Raw genomic sequence first — 19030 nt, 5'->3', positions numbered from 1 at the left:
GGCTGGACTCCCCGCCCCCGCTATGGATCCCGATCATGTCCATGACCTGGGTCGCCTCAACGCTCTTGCGCGAGCAGCCGGCGCTGCTCGTCGGTCAGGTGCGCCATCAGCTCGGGACGCAGCGTATCGCCATGCCCCAGCACCCGCACCCGGCCCCCGGCATCCGCGCTGGGCTCGACCGCGCGCGGCGCCGAGCCGCCCGGCGGCAGCGCCGGCCGCGAGGCGGGCTCGTTGCCGAAGCCCAGCACCTGCACGCTGATGATGGACGGCAGCGCCTTCTGGGCCGCTGCCCGCGACCGCGCCACGGCATCCTGCGCCGAGGTCGCCGCGCTGGTGGCGGCCGCGCTGGCGCTGGTCAACGCGCCCACGTTCACCGCGGCCACCACCGGAATGCCCTTGGACTCGCCCTGCACCTGGATGTTGGCCGCGTTGACCACCTGCAAGGCCGCGATGTTGACGTTGCCCGACACGCGAATTCCCGCTTCGCCCGCGTCGATCGTGCCCAGCGGCGCGATCAGGTCCACGTCGCCCGCCGGCACCTCCGGAATCGGATTCAGCGTGGCGATGCCGGCCCCGCTGCTGGGCACCGTGGGGCTGAGCGCCACGTTGCCCACGGCATCGTAGACGCGCCTGGGTGGCGTGTAGACCACGGTGGTCTTGGCGCCCCGGCCCGCGTTGATGTCGCCTTCGGCAGACCAGGCCAGCACATGACCGCCGAAGGTGGTCATGATGCGGCTCTGGCCCAGCAGGATGCTGGACTGGGCGTACATCTCGATATCGCCGCGGCCCTGGGTGACGACGCCGGCCGTGGACGGCGGCGCTTCGCCCTCCAGGCCCACGAGCTGCAAGCCGCCCGGCGTCAGCACCTGGATGCCGCCGCCGAAGTCGGTGTGCAGGCCGGCGCCGCCGTACATGGTGAAGTCGCCGCCATACGACACCGCCCGCCCCTGCGCATCCATTTCCGGGAAGAACGCACTGACGGCGCGCCGGCCGCGCAGGTAGCTGCCGAAGCGCGGGCCCGCCTCGTCGTTGTACTCGCGGCCGCCCTTGCGCAATTCGGCGAAGAACAACTGGCGTGCGTAGCTCTCGCGTTGTGCGGGCGCCAGGGCCTCCAGCGCGGCGCGCGCACCGTCCGCATCGCCTTCGTAGCCCTGCACGTCGCGCAGCCAGTTCACCAGGTACAGCTGACTTTCCTGGCGATAGTCCTCGGCCAGGCTGCGGTACGGCTGTTCCGTATCGGCGTCGCGCAGCGCCTGCCGCCGGGCCAGCTCGGCGGGGGCATCCTCCGTCGTGCCCGCGTAGCCGTATTGGGCGCGCAGCCAGCCGGCCAGCGTCAGTTCGCCGCCGTAAGTCTGCGCCACGCGGCCGGGCTGGCTATCCAGGCCGTTGCCGGGCTCGGACGTCATGGCATTGGCGGCATCCAGATAGCGCGCCAGGAAGCCCGTGTAATCGGGTCCCGCCGCGCCCACGCCCGCCAGCACCGCGATGCTGGCGCCCGGGCGCGTATCGCCGCGCACCAGCGGACCGAGGCTGCGCACGCTGGCCACGTCGTCCTGGCGGAACTGGCGGCCGGCCTGCAGCACCACCGCGCCCGGCCCCGCCACAGTGAAGCCGGCATGCACGATGTCGCGCCCGGCCTGCACCACCGATACGTCGCTGGCGTTGTTGTGCAAGGCGATCCCGTTGAAGTCCAGGATGTCGCGGCCGGCGCGCACCGCCAGCGGCGTGGCCGCCTCGAACCACTGGGCCAGGGAGACCGTCGTCCAGTCCTGGTAGCCGCGATTCAGCATCGAGGTCGTGCTGCCCGCCTTCACGCCCACCACGTCTCCGTCCACCGCATAGAAGCGCGCGGGCGTGCCGTCGCCGGCATGCAAGGCCCGCTCCTGCGGCGAGTTGGGACCGAAGACGAACAGCGGGTAGGAGCCGTTCGACGCGCCGCGAATGGCGTCCTTGGACGTGTTGGACAGCGTATCCGCGGCGGACAGCAGCCCCGACGCGAAGGCCGGCCGCAGCGGGTTGGGCAGCGTCGCGTCCGCGCCCGACAGGGTCACCGCGGGGCCGCCATTGGCCAGCACCGAGCCTCCCGCCAGGAACGACAACTCTCCGGACGCGGACGGCGCCAGCATCAGGGTATAGCGCCGGCTGCTCAGATTCGTGGGAACCACGGGCAGGATGACGTTGCCGTCGGCCGCCACCGCGCGCAGGACGGAGGGATAGACGATGTAGTAATTCGCGACGGTACTGCTGCTGGCGTAATGGGTGACTTCCCAGCCGAGATTCGACCCTTGTTCGTAGTTGCCGTGGACGCTGATCGGCACCAGATTGCCGCCCGCCGACAGCAGGTTCACCGCCGTGGCGCCAGTCCATAGCGAGAACCAGCTCTCGCCGCCGGCGGACTCGGGCTCGGCCGCGCCGATCTTGCCATAGGGCGTGGTGTTCAGGAGCTGCGTGCGGCCAGGATCGCCGGTCCCGGCCAGCACCAGGTCGCCGCGCGTCTGCAACCAGGCCGGCGCATCGCCCAGCATGAGCACAGGCCCCCCCATGCCCAGTCCGCCGGACAGCGCGAAAGGATCGCTGGCACGCAGGCCAGCCCCGTCGCCGTAGTACCGCGACACCGCGCCCACCTTGCCCGCCGACAGCGTCAGGTTGCCGCGCAGGTTGGTCAGCACGCCATTGAGATCCAGGTGGTCGATGGAGCCGCCGCCCGATCTGAAGGCCCCGCCGTTGCCTGTCGCGCCGTCGCTCTGCTGCGTGGCGCGCACGTTGGGATTGAGCGCGCCGCCGATGCGCAGATCCAGGTCGCCGCCGCCGGTCAACACCAGCTCGCCGTCGACAACGCGCCCGCTGCTGCCCACGGCGGCCACCAGGCCCTGCGAACGCGGGGTGGCGTCGGACAGGGACACCAAGGCATCGCCGCGCGCCTCGCGCACGCCGGCGTGGCGGTCGGCCGAAAGACTGAGATTGCCGCCGCCCAGGGTGCCGAACCCCGTGAAGCCCACCAGGCGCGGCTGGCCATCCACCCGTTCGAAGCGGTTGGCGTACGTACCGAAATTGATCCACCAACTGGTGGCAATGTCCTGCACGCCGGGGATGTCCTGGCCGCCCTGCCGCCAGAGCCAGTTGCCGACCGCCGAGCTGGCCTGCCGCGACCAGTCCTGGCCCGGATAGCTGACGCCGTTCTGGGCATTGTCGCCCCACGCATCGCCATACACGTCGCGGCCCGCGGACACCGTCAGGTTGCCGCCCTGGTCGGGATACCAGGCGCGGTAGACCGACATGGCCTCGGCGAATCCGCTGTCCTGGTAAGGCCCCAGCGCGCTGCCTTCGGTGACGCCGCCGCGTGCCAGTTCGAAGCGCGCATCCGCGGCGCCCACCGACGTCGGCGTGCCGGCGGTGTAGACACCATAGACGGACATCATGCCCACGTCCCGACCGGCCGCCATGGACAGATCGCCCGTGCCGGTGCGCAGCACGCTGAAGGAAGGCGTGCCGTACCGGTACGCGTATTCGGTGATGACCTCGGGCTCGCTGCCCGCATCGCCCACGCAAAACCCGGCCGTCGCGCAGGAGTCCTCGAACGAGATGCCGAACCAGTCCATCCAGCCCAATTGGTAGTTCGTCTGGAACCAGTTCTCGGCCTCGGCGTAGGTCATGCCCAGCAGTTCGGGCATGGCGTTGGCGTCCACCCAGGCCTGCGTCAGGCGTGGTCCGCTGCTGGCGGTGCAATTGCCGCCGTCATGCGAGCAGAAGTCCTCGAAGGACTCGCCGAACCAGTCCATCCAGCCCATACCGTAGGTTTCCTGGAACCACGCCTGCGCTTCGGCGGCCGTCTTGCCCGCCAGTTCAGGCACTCCATAGGCAATCGCCGCAGCTTCCGACAGACGCATATCGCCGCCAATGATGGTGCGCCGGGTAAAGCTGGCCAGACGGCCGTAGTGGGTATCGGCCAACACGATGTCTCCCGTGCCCAGCGCATTGCGCGAGCGCACGTCGGCCGACTCCAGGTCCGACCCCGCCACCAGTGTCAGGTCCCAGGACGTGGCCCCCGCCGGCAGCATGGGCGCCACCGCCCAGTTGCGGCCCTGCGTGCCGTCGGAATCGACCGGGCGCAGGTTGACCGGCGCGTCGCCCGGCAGTTCGACCTTGGTCTGCGACGGGATGATGGCGCCGCGCGCCAGCACGATCTGCCCGCGGGCCGTCAACGCCGTCGGCAGCGCGATGCCCTTGGGCCAGGTGAAGGCCTGCACGCTGGCGGCGCTGCGCAAGCGGAAGCCCGCCCCCAGTTGCGCGCCGCTGCCCAGCGTGACCGCATTTTGCAGAACGGTGCCCGCCGCCAGCACCGTGCCGTCGGCCAGCGTGACCTGGCCGGTCAGCACCAGGCCGGCCGACAGGGCCAGCTCGCCCGCCAGGGTGACCCCCACGGGCAGTTCGGTGCCCGCGGGCAGCGTGGCGGCCTGCGCGGGCAGGTCGTAGTTCAGCGCGCGGCCCGCAGGGAAGACCGTGCCCGTGTCCAGGGTGACACTGTCCACCGGGATGACGAGGTCGCCGCCGAACGGGGTCTGCCCGGTCGTCGGGTTGTAGCGGCCTTCGACGAGCAGCCAGCCCTCCTTGTCGTCCGGCGTGTCGGGCGGCGGCGCGAAACCGTCGTTGATGCTGCCATGGATGTTCAGGTTGCCGCCGGCGCGCAGCACCAGCACGCCGGGCTCGCCGAAGCCGCGTCGCGAGATATCGGCATGCGGTCCGTAGCGGTAACCCGACAGGTCCAGGTCGCCCACCACCGTGAGATCGCCGTCCGCCGTGGCGCTGGCGATCTCCACGCCGGGACGCAGCCGCGCGCCCAGGCGGGACAGCGTATCGCCCAGCGCCGCGTTGCCGCTGGCCAATTGCATGAAATCCAGGTTCTCCTTGTGGATGCCCTGTTCCTCGTTGCCGAAGTAGCCCTGCGAGATCAGTTGCGGCCGCTTGTGGTTGATGTCGAGCTCAGCCGCCAGCGGCGCATCGGTATAGCGGCGGAAGGCGTTGACCGCCACGAGGCCGGCGCCCTGGATGACGGGCGTACCCGCCACATTCAGCGCCACGCCGTTGGCGCCGTCGCCCGATCCGGCCAGCGCGCCGCGCGCATCGTTGCCGCCCGTGCGAAGCACGTTCAGGTCCAGCGTGCCGCGCATCACGCCGTCGTGCCGCTCGGGCTGCGCGGTGCCTGCCCGCAGGTCGAAAGACGCGCCCGCGCCCAGCGCCAGGGTGCCCTGGCGCGAGGTCAGGTCGATGATGGCGCGGTTCGGGCTGTCGATGATCTTGCCGTAGCTGTCGCGGCGCAGGTGCGTGCCGTGCGCGTCCAGCTGGCCGTTGATCGTCAGGTCGCGTTGCGCGGCCAGGTAGATGCTGCCCACCTGCACGCCGCTGGCGTCGATGCGGCCGTTCACGGTGAGACTGCCGCCGTCGGCCACGATCTCGACGTGGCGCGCGCGCACCTCGTCGCCCACCGTCAGGTCGCCCTGCTTGACCTGGAAGCGCCGCGCGCCGAACGCGCCGCCGTCGTTCAAGCGGGTGTTCAGACCCTGGAAGTCGGCCAGGGTCTGCGCACGCAACGTGATCTCGGCGGCGTCGTAGGGCACATAGGTGCCGCCCGCGTCGTACAGGCCGCTGGCGCTGCCCAGCACGGCGCCGGCCAGGTCGAGGTAGCCCGCCGATGCCCCCAGCGCGCTCGCCTGCAAACGGCCGCCGCGGTTGTAGCGCGCGGACAAGTCGATCACCGAGCCGGCGGCCTGCGTGATGTCGCCCTCGGCGCTCTTCATCACCAGATCGCCGCCCCAACTGTATTGCTTGACGTCGTGCATGACGATCTCGCGGCCCGCCAGATCGAGATGGGCCGCGTCGCCCAGCACGATGTCCTGCTGCGCGTCCAGCGTCAGCTTGCCCGAGGGCAGCGCCACGGTGGTGTCCAGCGAGATGCGCCGCGCCGCCAGGCTCAGCGAACCGCCCAGGGCATTGCTCGTGCCGGGCGCGGCGCCCGTGCCCCGCACCGTCAGCGCGCCGCTGGCGCGCACATCCAGCACGGCGCCCGCCTCGGCGGTCAGCAAGGGCGTACGCACGACGATGTCGCCGCCGCGGTACTGCCAGCCTCGGCCGGCCTCGTAGCCATCTACCGCATGGTGCACGGCCAGGCTGCCCGTGTCCTGGGCCGTGATCCGCGTGGCGGCATCCAGCGTCAAGGCCGAGAAGCCCAGCACCAGACGGTTGGCCGGCACCAGCGAGGTCGCCGTGCGGTACGGCGCCGCGTCGAAACGGATGACGTCGGCGGAGATCGCCAGCGTGCCGTCGCCCAGGCGGTCCAGCACCGCGCCGCCAGGCGCGGCGGGTGTGTCGTAGCCGGGGATGCCGGTCGCCGGATCGGCCGTCAGCGATCCGGCCCACACCAGTTCATTGGCGCGGATCGTCGCCGTGTCGTCCGCCGCGCCATAGCCATGGATGGCCGGCGCGCCCAGCACCAGGCGCTGCAGGGACGACGCGCCATTGGCGACGCGTGTGTCGAGCAACATGGACCCGAACACGTTCACGGACTCGCCCGCCGTGAGGATCAGGCTTTCCAGCGCGGGCGTGCCCAGCGCCGTATTGCCGCGCAGCAGGCGGTCCAGCACGTCCTGGCTCATCGCCATGCCAGGCGGCAGCACGCCCGCCGCCTGGGCAGCCGCCAGCGACTGGGTCGATCCCAGGTTCAGCGAAGACACGCTCAGCATCAGGTTGCGCGTGCCGTATTCGACGGCCTCGCCCATCGAGAACACGCCGTTGGTGGCCACGGCGATCGAGCCCTCGGACACGATGCGCGCCATGCCCTCGCACTGCGACAGGCAGGCGCCCAGCTCGATGCGCGTGGCATTCTCGAACGAGGGCGGCAGCAACGTGACATCGCCGTTGGAGACGACCAGCGCGCCCGTGCCCTGCGTCTCGATCAGCAAGCCGTTGCGGGCATCCATCGGCATGGCGCCCTGGCGCAGGGTGCTCAGCGTGGCGCCCGGCTCGACGACGATGCGCCCTGCCGCGCCGCTGGCCAGCACGATCTCGGCGGCCTGCAGCGTGACGCCGTTGCGCACGATCACGTTGCCGCCATCGCTGCCGCTGCCCAATCCCTGGCGCCCCGAGCCGTAGGTCCCATACAGGGCCCCGCCCACGACCATCCGGACCGGCGCCAGGGCATTGAGCGCGCTGGCGGACACCGCGGCGGCGCGCTCGCCCAGGATGGGCGACTGTCCAGGCGCGAGCACTTCGATACCCTCGGCGGCGCCGCTGACCGTCAGCGTGCCGCCATAGCCGGCGCTGCCCGCCGCGGGCGCGAAGCGGGCCTCGCCGTCCACACGCAAGGCCTGTCTGCCGTTCATGCCCGCGCCGGCGCCCAGCGTCAGCGTCAGCGTGGCAGCGTCCGCCGGCAACATGGCGCGCGGAATGCCGCGACGCGCCGCATCGGCCAGCAGGAACTGCGCGTACGAGGTCTCGTTGTACTGCGCATGACGCCGCACCACGGCGGCCGGCGTGACCAGCAGCGTGTTGGCCAGCGCGTTGCGTTGGCCCGTATGGGCCGTGCCCAGGAAGCCCTGGGTGGCCAGCGAGCCGCCCCGCGTGCGCGCGGTGACGGCGGAAGCATGGGGCGCGGCCGCGCCGATCTCGACGCGGAAGGCGCCGGGCAACAGCGCATAGGAAGACGGCAGCAGCGTGTAGGTGCCGGCCGCCAGGCCGGGCAGCGCGTGCTCGATCGTCACCTGGCGGCCCACGGCCGGCAAGCCCGCGCCGGACTCCGCCACCACCGGCGCATACGCACCTTGGAAGGACGGCACGATGGCATAGACGCCGTTACCGGAGGATGCGAATCCCATGGCCGGATTGCTGTCGGCCATTGCATGCGCGAGGATGTCGATGGAGCCGCCGCGGCCGCTGACGAAGGCCGCGCCGCGCAGCTCTCCCCCACCCGAGAGATCCAGGACCGCGCCTGGCTCCACCGCGATCTCGACGCCGTCGATCGCCACCCGGCGAGAGATTCGGTCATCACTGGCTCGCCCGCCCGCCGGCGTGGGGTCGATCGCGGCGCCGGCATAGCGATAGTTGATGCCGTCGGCGGTACCCCCATAGGGCATGTCCAGGCCCACCGCGCTGACGGAGGTCACGCTGCCCGGCAGGAAGCTGACCTTCGACGGACCGATGTCGGTGCCGCTGACGGTGATCTGACCCAGCGGCGCGCGCAGCACGCCCCCCTGCTCGATGGTGGGCGCCTTGATGGAAAGCACGCCGAATGCCGAGTACGGCTGGTCGGGCAAGGTGCCATCGGCGCGGCGCAGGGTGAGCACCGCATCCGGATTGCGCACGTTGTCCAGACGGAACCCATAACCCACGGTGATCCCGCCCGCCGCGCCGGTCACCGGGTAGAGCTGCGCGGCCACGACGGTCAGGGTATTCGGCGCGGACAACAGCGTGCCATCCCCCGTCGAGACGGGAATGTTCCTGTGCAGCCGGATATCGCCCCGACTGGCGATCAGCACGTCGTCGTAGTGGTTGAAGTTCAACGCGCCGCGCAGGTCGATCAGGTCCGCGTCCAGGCGGGCCTGGTGGCCGCGCTTGAGCCAGCCCGTGGTCAGGCCAGGGATCGCCTCGCTCGGATAGGTGTACGAATCGCCGCCCTCCACGATCTGGAAGCCCGCCGCGTCCAGGAACAGGTGCGGCGCGGCCAGGCGCAGCGAGGTGCCGGCCGGCGCGTCATCGTGCACGGACGGCACGCCGACCAGGCGCAGGCTCTGCGGCAGGGAGAGATCCACGTCGCCCTGGATCAGGGTCGTGGCGAACAGCGAAAGGCTGCCGAAGCCGCCTGCCTGGATGCGGTCCACGCCCAGCGCAGCGGTGCCATAGGCCAGCGCCGGATCGCTGTCGCCCGCGCGCACCCCTTCGCCCAGCACGCTGTCGCCCTGCACTTGGGACAGCATCAGCGAACGGGGCGGCAGCACCTCGGGGCTCACCGAGTTCTTGAAGTAGAACGCGCCGCCCAGCGCCACGCCCAGCAGGCCGCCCGCCGCTTGCGCGCCGCCCGCGGCCGCCCGCAACCGGCCATCGAGATACAGGCTGTTGGCCGACGCCAGGATGATGTTGCCGCCCTGGGAGGCCACGGTCGTGGCGCCCCGACCCGGCAGGTCCAGCACCGCCTGCGTGCCGGAGGCGTCCAGCAAGGCGCCGGGGCGCAGGATCAGGTGACGGTCCATGTAGCGTCCGCCATGCGCGATCAGCGATCCGGTCTCCCAGTTCAGCGTACCGCCGATCTCGATGCTGCCGCCGTCCTGCACGATGCCATAGCGCCGGCCCAGGCGATCCATCGCCACATGGCTGCGTCCGGCCACGTCCAGCACGGCGTGCTCGCCGATCCAGACCGATTTCGCATTGGCCACGCCGTCGAACGCCGCAATGTCGGGGCGCACGTCGTCGATCGAGATCCGGCCGCCCGGCGCCACCAGGCTGCCCAGCACGGTCATCTGGTCCGCGCCGCGCAACGTGATCGACTGCCCAGGATCCACGGCGACCCGCGCGCCCTCGCTCACCTCGATGGCGCCGCCCTGACCGTTGCGCTCCGAGCGCAGCGTCAGGCTGGCGCCCTGGCGTTGCGTGAGCACCGCCTTCGCGGGATCCTCGTCGTAGAGCGGCGGTGTCCATAGCGACAGCGCCGCGTCGCGCGCCGCGCCCGGCGCGGGCGTCTGGCCTGAGGTCTTGCGATAGACCGGCATGGCCACGTCGATGGCCGCGTCCTCGGCCACCGTCACGCCGCCGTGGCCGTTCACGGTGTATTGGGCGAAGCCGGCCTGGAACAGGCCAGCGTCCAGCCACAGCGCATCGGCACCCTGCGCGGCCTGCCGCTGGCCGCCCAGCACGATGACGCCAGCGCTGGCCACCGACAGCGTGCCGCCACCGGCGATGCCGAAGCCTTGCACCTGGCCGTCGAAGGCCAGCCGTCCGCCCACGGGCAGGGTCTTGTCGCTGAGCACGTTGGCGGCCAGCGTGACGCTGCCACCGCGCCCGCCCAGCAGCCTGCCATCCGGCAGCAGGACGCCACCCGCCGACACATCGATCACACTGCCTTCGGCGCTGCCGACATCGCCGGTGCCCTGCAGCGACACGCTGCCGCCGTGGCGGTGCACGCTGGCCGCCAGGGCCTGCGCGCCGTCCAGGCCGTCGCTCCACAGGCCGCTGGCGTCCAGGCGTACGCCTTCGGCCACGTCCAGGCGCGTCGCCTGGCCTGCCTGCGGCGCCAGCCCCACGTTCTCGATACGCTGGCCATTGGGCTGGTTCAGCACATTGCCGGCCTGGATGCTGCCGCCACGGCTGACCACGTCGGCACGGATGTCCACCTGCGGGGCATACAGCGTGATGCTGCCGCCGGCCGCCGTGTTCAACGTGGCGTCGATGGCGATGTGCTCGCGTGCCGCCAGCCGGATGGCGCCCAGCGGCGATTGATCCAGCAGCGCGGTGTCCAGGCGCAGCACGCCTTTGCGGTTGTCGGGCAATGCGGCAGACAGATCCAATTCCTGTGCGATCGAAGCGACATCCTGCTCGACGACGATCCGACCGATGTTCTGGCTGGTCGCGCCCAGCGTGGGGACGAGGGTGCGATTGCGAGCGTCGTAGTAATAGCGCCAGTCGCCCACCACGAGCTGCCCGGGGCGCGACTGCGCGCCGTGCGATTGCCCGTAGCCCTCGGCCTCGGGCAGCGGCGCTTCCGTCTGCCGCGCGCCCTGGAACGTCTCGCCCACCAGCCTGCCTTCCAGCACCGCACTGGCCGTGGACACCACAAGCGTGCCCGCATCGCGGCCCACCGTATAGCCCGGCTCGAAACGCGAGGTCGGCGCGATCAGCGGGTTGTAGTAGTAGCGCGTGGCATCCTCGCCCCAGCGCGCCGACACGGCCTCGTAGCCGCGATAGACGCCCTTGTACAGCAGGTCGCCCGGCGCGCGGTCGGCCGTGTACAAGCGGCCGTCCTCGCCGCGCAGCCACGTCATGTTGATACGGCCGGACTGCACGTCCAGCGTGCCGCCCGACAGGTTGATGAGCGAACCCGCCTGCGTCACCACCTCGCCGCCGTCGAAGCGCACGAGGCCGCCCTGTGCCAGCCAGTGGCTGGCCGGCACCGAACGGTTGCTCAGGTAGCCGCCGACCTCCAGCAGGCCGCCTTTCGTGTACCAGCGCGCACTGTCGTAGCCGCCCGTGCCAGCCGGCACGTAGACCAGATCCCGGATGTCCACCCATGCATCGCTGTTGGCCAGCTTGCCGCTGTCGCGGTTGCCCGGCGCGTCGCGCTGCTCGTTGCCCTGGATGTTGATCTTGAGGTTGTTCGACTCCATCGACACCGGCACGCCGATCGCACCGGACACGTCGATCTGCGCGCCGTCGCGCACCAGCGTGCGCGTGCCGGCGCGCGCGGCCACCTGGCCGCCCGTGGCCAGCGTCAGCGTGCCCGTCTGGAAATCCACCGAGCCGGCGCTGTCGATCTGTACCAAGGAGAGATCGCGGCGATAACGGTCCGCCGCCTGGATGTCGGCGCTGGAGACCTGAGACGGCGCCAGCAGGCTGTCGCGCTGGCCATCCAGCGCCGTGGACGTGCTGGCGTCCAGCAGGATGGCGTTGACCGCGCCTTCGCGCAGCGTCACCGCGCTATCGGCGCCCGTGGCCGTCAGGTGGATCGTGCCGCGCGCGTCCACCGACGTCGTGGTCGCCAGCACGCCAGCCTGTTCGACCTGATTGGCGGCCAGCGTCACGTCGCCCAACGGCGACTGGATGAGACCCGTGTTGCGTACCGTGCCCCCACCGGACACCAGCACTTCGCTGCCGCGCGTGGTCGAGGCGAGGTTCCCTTCGGAGCCTTGCCCTCGGCGGATCACGAAGCTGTCGCCGGCCGCCAGCAAGGCCTGCCCGCGCGGCGCATGGATCGTGCCGGCCTGCTCCACGTCCTTGCCCAGCAGCAGCGTGTAACCGCCGCCTTGCGTCACCGTAGCCGGCACCGTGGTGCGAATCTGCGCACCTTGATGCACTTCGATCTTGCCCAGCGCCTCGGTGAACGTGGCCACGGTGCTGTCCGTCCCATAGATGCCACGATCGATGAACTGCTGGTCGCCGATCTTCGCCGCCGCCGCCACCAGGTTGCGCACGTCCACCTGCGCGCCGCCGCCGAACACGATGCCGTTGCGGTTGACCACCATGACCGTGCCGTCGCCCCGGATCGTGCCTTCGATCTGCGAGGGCCGCGCCTGCGGGTCGTTGACACGGTTCAGCACGGCCCAATCCGCCTGCTGGCGGAAATCCACCGTGGTGTTGCGGCCGACGTTGAAGGTTTCCCAGTTCAGGATGGCGCGGTCGCCCGTCTGTTGCACCGTCACCGTGGTCTTGCCGTTGGCCACGCTTTTCACCGGGGCCTGCGCGTTGCGCCAACCCGCGGTCAGCGCGTTGCTGTCGACCTTCAAGCCGCCGTCGATCAGGCCATCGGGAATGCCGCCGCCCGTCGCCACCGCCGCGTCCCGAGCAGCCGCTTGCGCGGCCTGCTGCGCGGCAATCGCCTGCGCCGCCACGTTCAAATTGCCGATCGAACGATCCAGCTTCTGCCGCGCGGCCGCCTGCTGGGCCGCCGTGCCGTTGCCCACGCCGACACCGGCCGACTGCGCCCGCGCCCGCGCATCGGTGCTGAACCCCGCGCCCTTGCTGGACCCCGACGCCGCGAACCAGGCCTGCGCCTGCGCATCGCCATGGCCGATGAAGCCGCCCGCGGCAGCCGCCAGGGCCAGCGCCACCGGAGCCAGGCGCAAGGCGCCGCCTCCCTTCAATCCGGATTGATGCTTCGCGTCACGCCCGACCATGCTGCCCATGTGCCTTTCCCGCCGAAAGTTGAGGCGGCCGATGCGGGCCGCCGTATCCATCCGGATCATCAGCCCCCACCTCGCGGCGCCGGCATGTCGATCCCCTTACCTGGAAAGACACGCGGGCTTTGGCAAACCCGTAAACTTTTTTGCGTCAGCTCAGCAACAGCACGCCCGCCGGCAATTCACGCGCGTGCAAGCCGAAAGTGTGCTGCAACTGCAGAATGGCTTCGTCCAGCACCGCCGTGCGGAAACGGCCAGACACCGGCGTCTGGCGCTTGGCGTCGTTCATCAGCACCACGCGGCCCGGCCGGTAGCGGTTGATCTCGTCCACCACCTGCGCCAGCGGCGTGCGATGGAACACCAGTTCGCCGCGCCGCCATGCGGACACGTCCTCGGGTTCGATGCCCGCGACGCCGCTGAGCGACTGATCGTCATAGACCAGTTGCTGGCGGGCCCGCAGCGTGCGCGCGCCCAAGGGATGCTCGACCCGCACTTCGCCATCCAGGCAACTGACGCAGGCCTGGCCGTCCAGATAGCGCACCTGGAAATGGCCTGTCTGCGCCCACGCCCGGCCAGCGCCCGCCTGCACGCCGAACGGGTCTCCGGGGCCGGTCAGGTCGATGGCCGCCTCGCCATCCAGCAGTGCGATGCCCGGCGTCCCATCCCGGCCCGCACGCCGGATGCGCGTGTCCGTGTTCAACACCACGTTGACGCGCTCGGCGAGCGCCACCGCGCGCTGCTCGCCGGTGGCGGTACGGTAATCGGCGCCCCACAGCCCCGGCGCGGGCCACAATCCCAAGGGCGGATGGAACACCGCCACGCCGGCGGCCGTGGCCATCGCCCCGGCCGCCGCGCCCAGGAAGGCGCGCCGGCCACGCCTGCGCGGGCCGTCCTTCAGCCGCTCATGCCGCGCCGCCGCGCGCGCGTCGGTGCGCAGCAGTTCGCCGGCCACGGGCTTCATGGCATGCCATTGGCGCCTGGCCGCCTCGAAAGCCGCCGCATGCGCGTCGCTGGCGCCTTGCCAGCGGCGAAACGCGCGCATTTCCGCCTGCGTGACGTCGCCCAGCACCAGGCGGTTGAGCCAGATGCCCGCTTCTTCGCGCAGCGTGTCGGGGTCGGGTGCCGCGCCGGCGTACGACGTGGATGCAGTCATGCGAGGGTTACCTTGGCCGGCCACGCCGGCGCGCCCGCGCGGCGGATGCGATGCCGCCGCACGGCAATATTCGGGTTTTCATAAGGAAGACACGTGAGCATGCTGAAACCCGCAAATTATTTTCTCGCGCCCAGGCGGGCGGCGAAGAAATCGTTGGCGCGCTTGAGCTCCAGCTCGACCGTGCGCAGCGACACGCCCAGGCGCTCGGCCACCTCTTTCTGCGTCAGGCCCTCCCAGCGCACCAGCAGCACCACGTCGCGGCGGCGCTGCGGCATGCGCTGCATGGCCGCCACCAGCTCGGCCATGTCCGAGCGCGCGGCGGCGATGTGCTCCGGTCCCGCAGCGGGATCGGCCAGCTCCAGCACCGAGTCCAGTTCGCTCTGCGGCACCATGGGGCTCTGGCTGCGGATGTCGTTCAACGCCGTATTGACGGCCATGCGCAGCAGGAAGCCGCGCGGATTGAGCACCGGCGACTGGTTCTCCAGCCGCTTCACGCGCAGCCAGGTGTCGTGCAGCGCGTCGTCCGTCAGGTCGGGGCTGCGCAGGAAATGCATCAGCCGGCGCCGCAGGTCGCCGTAGTTCTTGGACAGGAAGTCCAGCAGCAGGAGCCTGACTTCTTCGGACATGGCTAGCCGCGCGCTCCCGGGCAGTGGGCACGGTCGGCGCGGCCGGGCAGGATCAGCAGGGTGACGGGCTGGACCAGTTCCGCGGGCGGCGGCTGGCCGATGCGCACACTGCCCAATGCATCCAGCAAGGCGGCGTCGCGGCGCGGATCGCCGGTCGAGCCGACCAGCCGGGGATCGCCCAGGCGGCCGGACTGCGTGACTTCGAAGCGCAGCACCGACTGGTAGTTCGGCGCGGCCGTCAACGGCCGGGCGCACAGGGCCACCCAGACGCGGTCCTGCAGCAGTTCGTCGTAGGCCGCCAGGCGTGCCTGCGCCACGGGATTGCGGCCAGCCGCGTTGCTTCCCTCGTCCGCCGGGTCCGCCTGGCGGATGACGAAGGCGGCCACCCGGCCGGCAACGGCCTGCTGCGCGGCCAGGCCCGTGCCCGCCAGCATGTGGCGCAAGGCGCGCTCGGGCGTGTAGCGGCCGCGCACCGGCGCGGACGTGCGGTCGGCGACCATGGCGCTGCTGAACAGGGCCGAGCGGCCCGTCACGACGGCGAACTGATCCAGTGCGGCCTCCAGGGGCTGGGCGGGGATGTCGAAAAGCAAGAGCGCCTCGTCGGCGGACTGCGCGGCGTCGGCATCGACGATTGCGCCTCCCGCCGGCCAGGCGCACAGGGGCGCGGCCAGTCCGGCAACGCCCAGCGCCCAGGCGGCGGCCCGATGACGGTTCAGGGGGACGGGCATGCCTGCCGCACTGAAGCCCCGCACGGGGCGGCGCCGATGAACCAAGGGCATGCTGACGCTGCGAACGGTCGCACCGGCAATGTTCTTACCCCACCCTGAAAAACACCGCATTTTGCGGGCGAGGAATGACGGTTTTGTTACGGTTCGACGTTCGGTCATGCGCGAACCCGCGCCCCGCCGATCCTGCAAGAGCCCCGGGCGTCCGGACCGCGCGCCGCGGCGCCGGAGCGTCCCGCGAGTCCTGTCCTCTCGCGCACGGCCCGCCCGTTGCGGCATCGCCCCGCGCCGTCCCCTTCTGGACGGCCATCCATCGCATTGGGCAAGGATGGAAGAGAAACCCGCCTTCGCAGCGAACCGGCCGCTTCCTACCATGACGATAGGACGGCGCACGCCCGCGCCTTCTTCACCGAAGGAGATCCGGCATGGCAATTCGCACCTTTCCCCTCGCCCTGGCATCGGGCCTGCTGCTGAGCATGGCGCTGACCGTGACCGCGCACGCCGAATCCGCCCGCGGCGGCCCGGCGCAAGCCAACGAGAAACTGGTCAGGCAGGCCTTCGAGCGGTGGCGGCTGGGCCAGGGCTCCGTCTTCGACCTGCTGCACGATGACGTGCGCTGGACCGTGGCCGGCAACAGCCCGGTCTCCGGCGTCTACCGCTCGAAGAAAGACCTGATGAACACGGCGGTGGCCCCGATCACCGCGCGGCTGTCCACGCCCATCGTGCCGCAAGTACAGCAGGTGCATGCCCAGGGCGACGCGGTGATCGTGGTCTGGCAGGGCCGCGCCACGGCCAAGGACGGCAGCGCCTACGACAACAGCTACGCCTGGCACATGAGGATGCAAGACGGCAAGATCGTGGACGTCCTGGCATTCCTGGACACCTGGCGGCTGGCCCAGTTGCTGGACTGAAGGCACCCGCTTCGGGCGCCGTGCGCACGCCAGCCCGCATGGCGGCGCGGCGTGCCCTCGATGGCGCCCCGAAAAAAGGCGGGCCCCCGCAAGGGCCCGCCCACACCAGGACGAACAGACGACCGGCGTGTACGCCTATTCGTCCTCGATGCCCAGTTCGCGCAGCTTGCGCGTGATCGTATTGCGCCCGATGCCCAGGCGCGACGCCGCTTCCACGCGGCGGCCACGGCTGGCGTCCAGCGCGCTTTGCAGCAGGATCTTCTCGAACTGCCGGGTCAGCGTGGCCATGACGGCCGGCTCGCCGCGCTCCAGGCGGCGCTGGGCGTCGCGCAGCAGCGCGTCCTGCCAACTGCCGGCCGGAATCGGCTCATCCGGATAGACCACGCCGCCGCCCGTCACGGGCGACTCGGCCAGCGCCACCGCGCGCGCGGGCGGCGACACGGCGGGCGACTGCTCCACCGCGCGGATCTCGGGCGGCAGGTCGTTGCGGTCGATGGTCTGCCCCGGCGCCATCACCGTCAGCCAGTGGCAGAAGTTCTCCAGCTGCCGCACGTTGCCCGGGAAATCGAAGCGGGTCAGTACCGCGGTGGCCTCGGGCGTGAGGCGCTTGACCGGCACGCCCAGCGAACGCGCGCTGACGCCCAGGAAATGATTGGCCAGCGCGGGTATGTCTTCCACGCGCTCGCGCAGCGGCGGCAGCCGCAGGCGGATCACGTTCAGGCGGTGGAACAGGTCTTCGCGGAACAGGCCCTGCTCGACCCGCTGCTCCAGCGGCTGGTGCGTGGCGGCCACGATGCGCACATCCACGCGCACCGGCTGCGCGCCGCCCACGCGGTAGAAACTGCCCTCGGCCAGCACGCGCAACAGGCGCGTCTGCAGTTCGATCGGCATGTCGCCGATCTCGTCCAGGAACAGCGTGCCGCCATGCGCTTCCTCGAAACGGCCGCGGCGCAGCGTATTGGCGCCCGTGAAGGCGCCACGCTCATGGCCGAACAGCTCGGCTTCCAGCAGGTCGCGCGGGATGGCTGCGGCGTTCAGGGCCACGAACGGACCGTTGGCGCGCGCGCCATGGCCATGCAGCGCCCGCGCCACCAGTTCCTTGCCCGTGCCGGATTCGCCGGTGATCAGCACCGTGACCTTGGACTGGGCCAGGCGGCCGATCGCGCGGAACACCTCCTGCATGGCCGTGGACGAGGACTGCGTCATCATCCAGCGCTCGCCGGTCTGCTGGCCCTCGGCCTGCGCGGGCGACTCGTCGTGCGGCTCGGATTCCTGCATGGCGCGCTGGATCAGCGCGACCGCTTCGTTGATGTCGAAGGGCTTGGCCAGGTAATCGAAGGCGCCGCCCTGGAAGGCGGACACGGTGCTGTCCAGGTCCGCGAAGGCCGTCATCACGATGACGGGCAGCCCGGTATAGCGTTCCTTGATCTGGCGCAGCAGCTCCAGGCCGTTGCCGCCGGGCATGCGGATATCGGAAACCAGGACCGAGGGCGTCTCGCGCGTCATCGCGTCGAGCACGTCCGAGGCCTGGAAGAAACTACGGGTGGCGATACCGGCGCGCGCCAGGGCTTTTTCGAGCACCCAGCGTATGGCCTGATCGTCGTCGACAATCCAGACGGGTTTCATCAGAGTGGGGGCTCCATCGGTAGGACCAGCCGAAATTCGGTATGCCGCGGCCGCGACTCGAATTCGATGATGCCGCCGTGCTGTTGCACGAAATCCTGTGCCAGGCTAAGGCCCAGGCCGGTACCGCCCGGCCTGGCGGTGACCAGGGGATGAAAGATGCGGTCGCGGATGTGTTCGGGCACGCCCGGACCGTTATCGATGATGGACAGCACCAGCGCCAGCCGGTGATGCCGGTGCGCCAGCATCACCTGGCGCGCCACGCGCGTGCGCAGCGTGATCTGGGCCGGCGGCACGTCGGGGCCGGCCTTCTGCAGCACCAGTTCCTGCGCGGCATTGCGCGCCACGTTCAGCACCGATTGCATCAGGCGCGCGGCGTCGCCGTGCAGGTCGGGCACCGAGGCGTCGTAGTCGCGCACCAGGCCCAGGCCATCGCGGAACTCGGCCTGGATCAGGGCGCACACGCGCTCGCAGATCTCGTGGATATTGACCGGCTTGGCGTTCAGGGGCACGCGCTGCGGACCGCTCAGGCGATCGACCAGCGCCTGCAGGCGGTCGGCTTCGGAAATGATGACTTGCGTATATTCCGTCAGCGCCGCGCTGGGCAGCTCGGCCTCCAGCAATTGGGCGGCGCCACGCAGGCCGCCCAGGGGATTCTTCACCTCATGCGCCAGGTTGCGCAGCAACTCGCGATGCGACTCGATCTCTTCGACCAGGCGATGGTTGCGGTCGGCCAGCGTGCGCTGCTCGATCTCGCGGGTTTCTATCATGACGGGCCACGGTTGCCCGGTAAGCGCCACGGTGGTGACGGTGACTTCGACCGATTCGGTGGCGCGACGCAGGGACGTCAGTTGCCGCACGTCGGCGAACTTGCCCGCGACCGCTCCGTCGATGGAGGATTGCAGGTCTTCGGGATGGTCGTACAGGCCGACCGCGGAAAGCCCGCGCAACTGCTTGCGCGATCTGCCGAACAGGTCTTCGGCGGCGGCGTTGGCGTATTCGATATAGCCGCGCTCGTTCACGAGGAAGACGGACGTGGCGAGCAAATCAAAAGCGTCTACATTCATCGCTGAAGCACCAGAGCCGTGAGGCGGGCATCCTGCCGGCCAGGCCAGCC

7 protein-coding genes are annotated in these 19030 nt (G+C 70.7%); 1 reads left to right on the top strand and 6 read right to left on the bottom strand.

Features of this window, described 5'->3' with window-relative positions:
- Positions 1 to 56: 56 nt before the first annotated feature.
- The 4 genes from A6745_RS27130 to A6745_RS27115 form a co-directional block, all read right to left on the bottom strand.
- A complete protein-coding gene (locus A6745_RS27130; RefSeq protein WP_197488242.1) occupies positions 57 to 12881 on the bottom strand; it encodes a filamentous hemagglutinin family protein in 12825 nt (4274 codons plus the stop codon).
- Between the two features lie 145 nt (positions 12882 to 13026).
- The gene (locus tag A6745_RS27125; RefSeq protein WP_066134557.1) at positions 13027 to 14028 is read right to left on the bottom strand and encodes a FecR family protein; all 1002 of its coding nucleotides are present in this window, start codon (positions 14026 to 14028) and stop codon (positions 13027 to 13029) included.
- Between the two features lie 116 nt (positions 14029 to 14144).
- Positions 14145 to 14654 carry an RNA polymerase sigma factor gene (locus A6745_RS27120; protein WP_066134554.1) on the bottom strand — a complete coding sequence of 170 codons (510 nt, stop codon included), beginning with the start codon at positions 14652 to 14654 and terminating at the stop codon, positions 14145 to 14147.
- A 2-nt stretch (positions 14655 to 14656) separates the two neighbouring features.
- On the bottom strand, positions 14657 to 15382 hold the full coding sequence (locus A6745_RS27115) for a secretin and TonB N-terminal domain-containing protein (RefSeq protein WP_066134553.1): 726 nt from the start codon (positions 15380 to 15382) through the stop codon (positions 14657 to 14659).
- A gap of 422 nt (positions 15383 to 15804) precedes the next feature.
- Between A6745_RS27115 and A6745_RS27110 the strand changes: the two genes are divergently transcribed.
- Positions 15805 to 16290 carry a nuclear transport factor 2 family protein gene (locus A6745_RS27110; protein ID WP_066134552.1) on the top strand — a complete coding sequence of 162 codons (486 nt, stop codon included), beginning with the start codon at positions 15805 to 15807 and terminating at the stop codon, positions 16288 to 16290.
- 135 nt (positions 16291 to 16425) lie between these two features.
- On the opposite strand, the gene ntrC is transcribed toward A6745_RS27110, so the two are convergent.
- Both ntrC and glnL read right to left on the bottom strand, forming a co-directional pair.
- Positions 16426 to 17916: a nitrogen regulation protein NR(I) gene (gene ntrC, locus A6745_RS27105; protein WP_066134549.1), complete on the bottom strand. Its 1491-nt coding sequence runs from the start codon at positions 17914 to 17916 to the stop codon at positions 16426 to 16428.
- Complete coding sequence (glnL, locus tag A6745_RS27100) at positions 17916 to 18980, bottom strand: nitrogen regulation protein NR(II) (protein ID WP_066134546.1); 1065 nt, start codon at positions 18978 to 18980, stop codon at positions 17916 to 17918. The genes ntrC and glnL overlap by 1 nt, the downstream gene beginning before the upstream one ends.
- Between the last annotated feature and the right edge of the window lie 50 nt (positions 18981 to 19030).

The organism is Bordetella ansorpii, from assembly GCF_900078705.1.
GTDB lineage: Bacteria > Pseudomonadota > Gammaproteobacteria > Burkholderiales > Burkholderiaceae_B > Bordetella > Bordetella ansorpii_A.
The sequence above is the reverse complement of the archived record's forward strand: the minus strand, read 5'-3'. Positions and strand labels throughout refer to the sequence as shown.

Excerpts from the sequence above, each read along its gene's own strand:
- A6745_RS27120 (WP_066134554.1), bottom strand. The coding sequence starts at position 14,654 with ATGTCCGAAGAAGTCAGGCTCCTGCTGCTGGACTTCCTGTCCAAGAAC.
- glnL (WP_066134546.1), bottom strand. The coding sequence starts at position 18,980 with ATGAATGTAGACGCTTTTGATTTGCTCGCCACGTCCGTCTTCCTCGTG.
- A6745_RS27110 (WP_066134552.1), top strand. The coding sequence starts at position 15,805 with ATGGCAATTCGCACCTTTCCCCTCGCCCTGGCATCGGGCCTGCTGCTG.
- A6745_RS27130 (WP_197488242.1), bottom strand. The coding sequence starts at position 12,881 with ATGGGCAGCATGGTCGGGCGTGACGCGAAGCATCAATCCGGATTGAAG.
- ntrC (WP_066134549.1), bottom strand. The coding sequence starts at position 17,916 with ATGAAACCCGTCTGGATTGTCGACGACGATCAGGCCATACGCTGGGTG.
- A6745_RS27115 (WP_066134553.1), bottom strand. The coding sequence starts at position 15,382 with ATGCCCGTCCCCCTGAACCGTCATCGGGCCGCCGCCTGGGCGCTGGGC.
- A6745_RS27125 (WP_066134557.1), bottom strand. The coding sequence starts at position 14,028 with ATGACTGCATCCACGTCGTACGCCGGCGCGGCACCCGACCCCGACACG.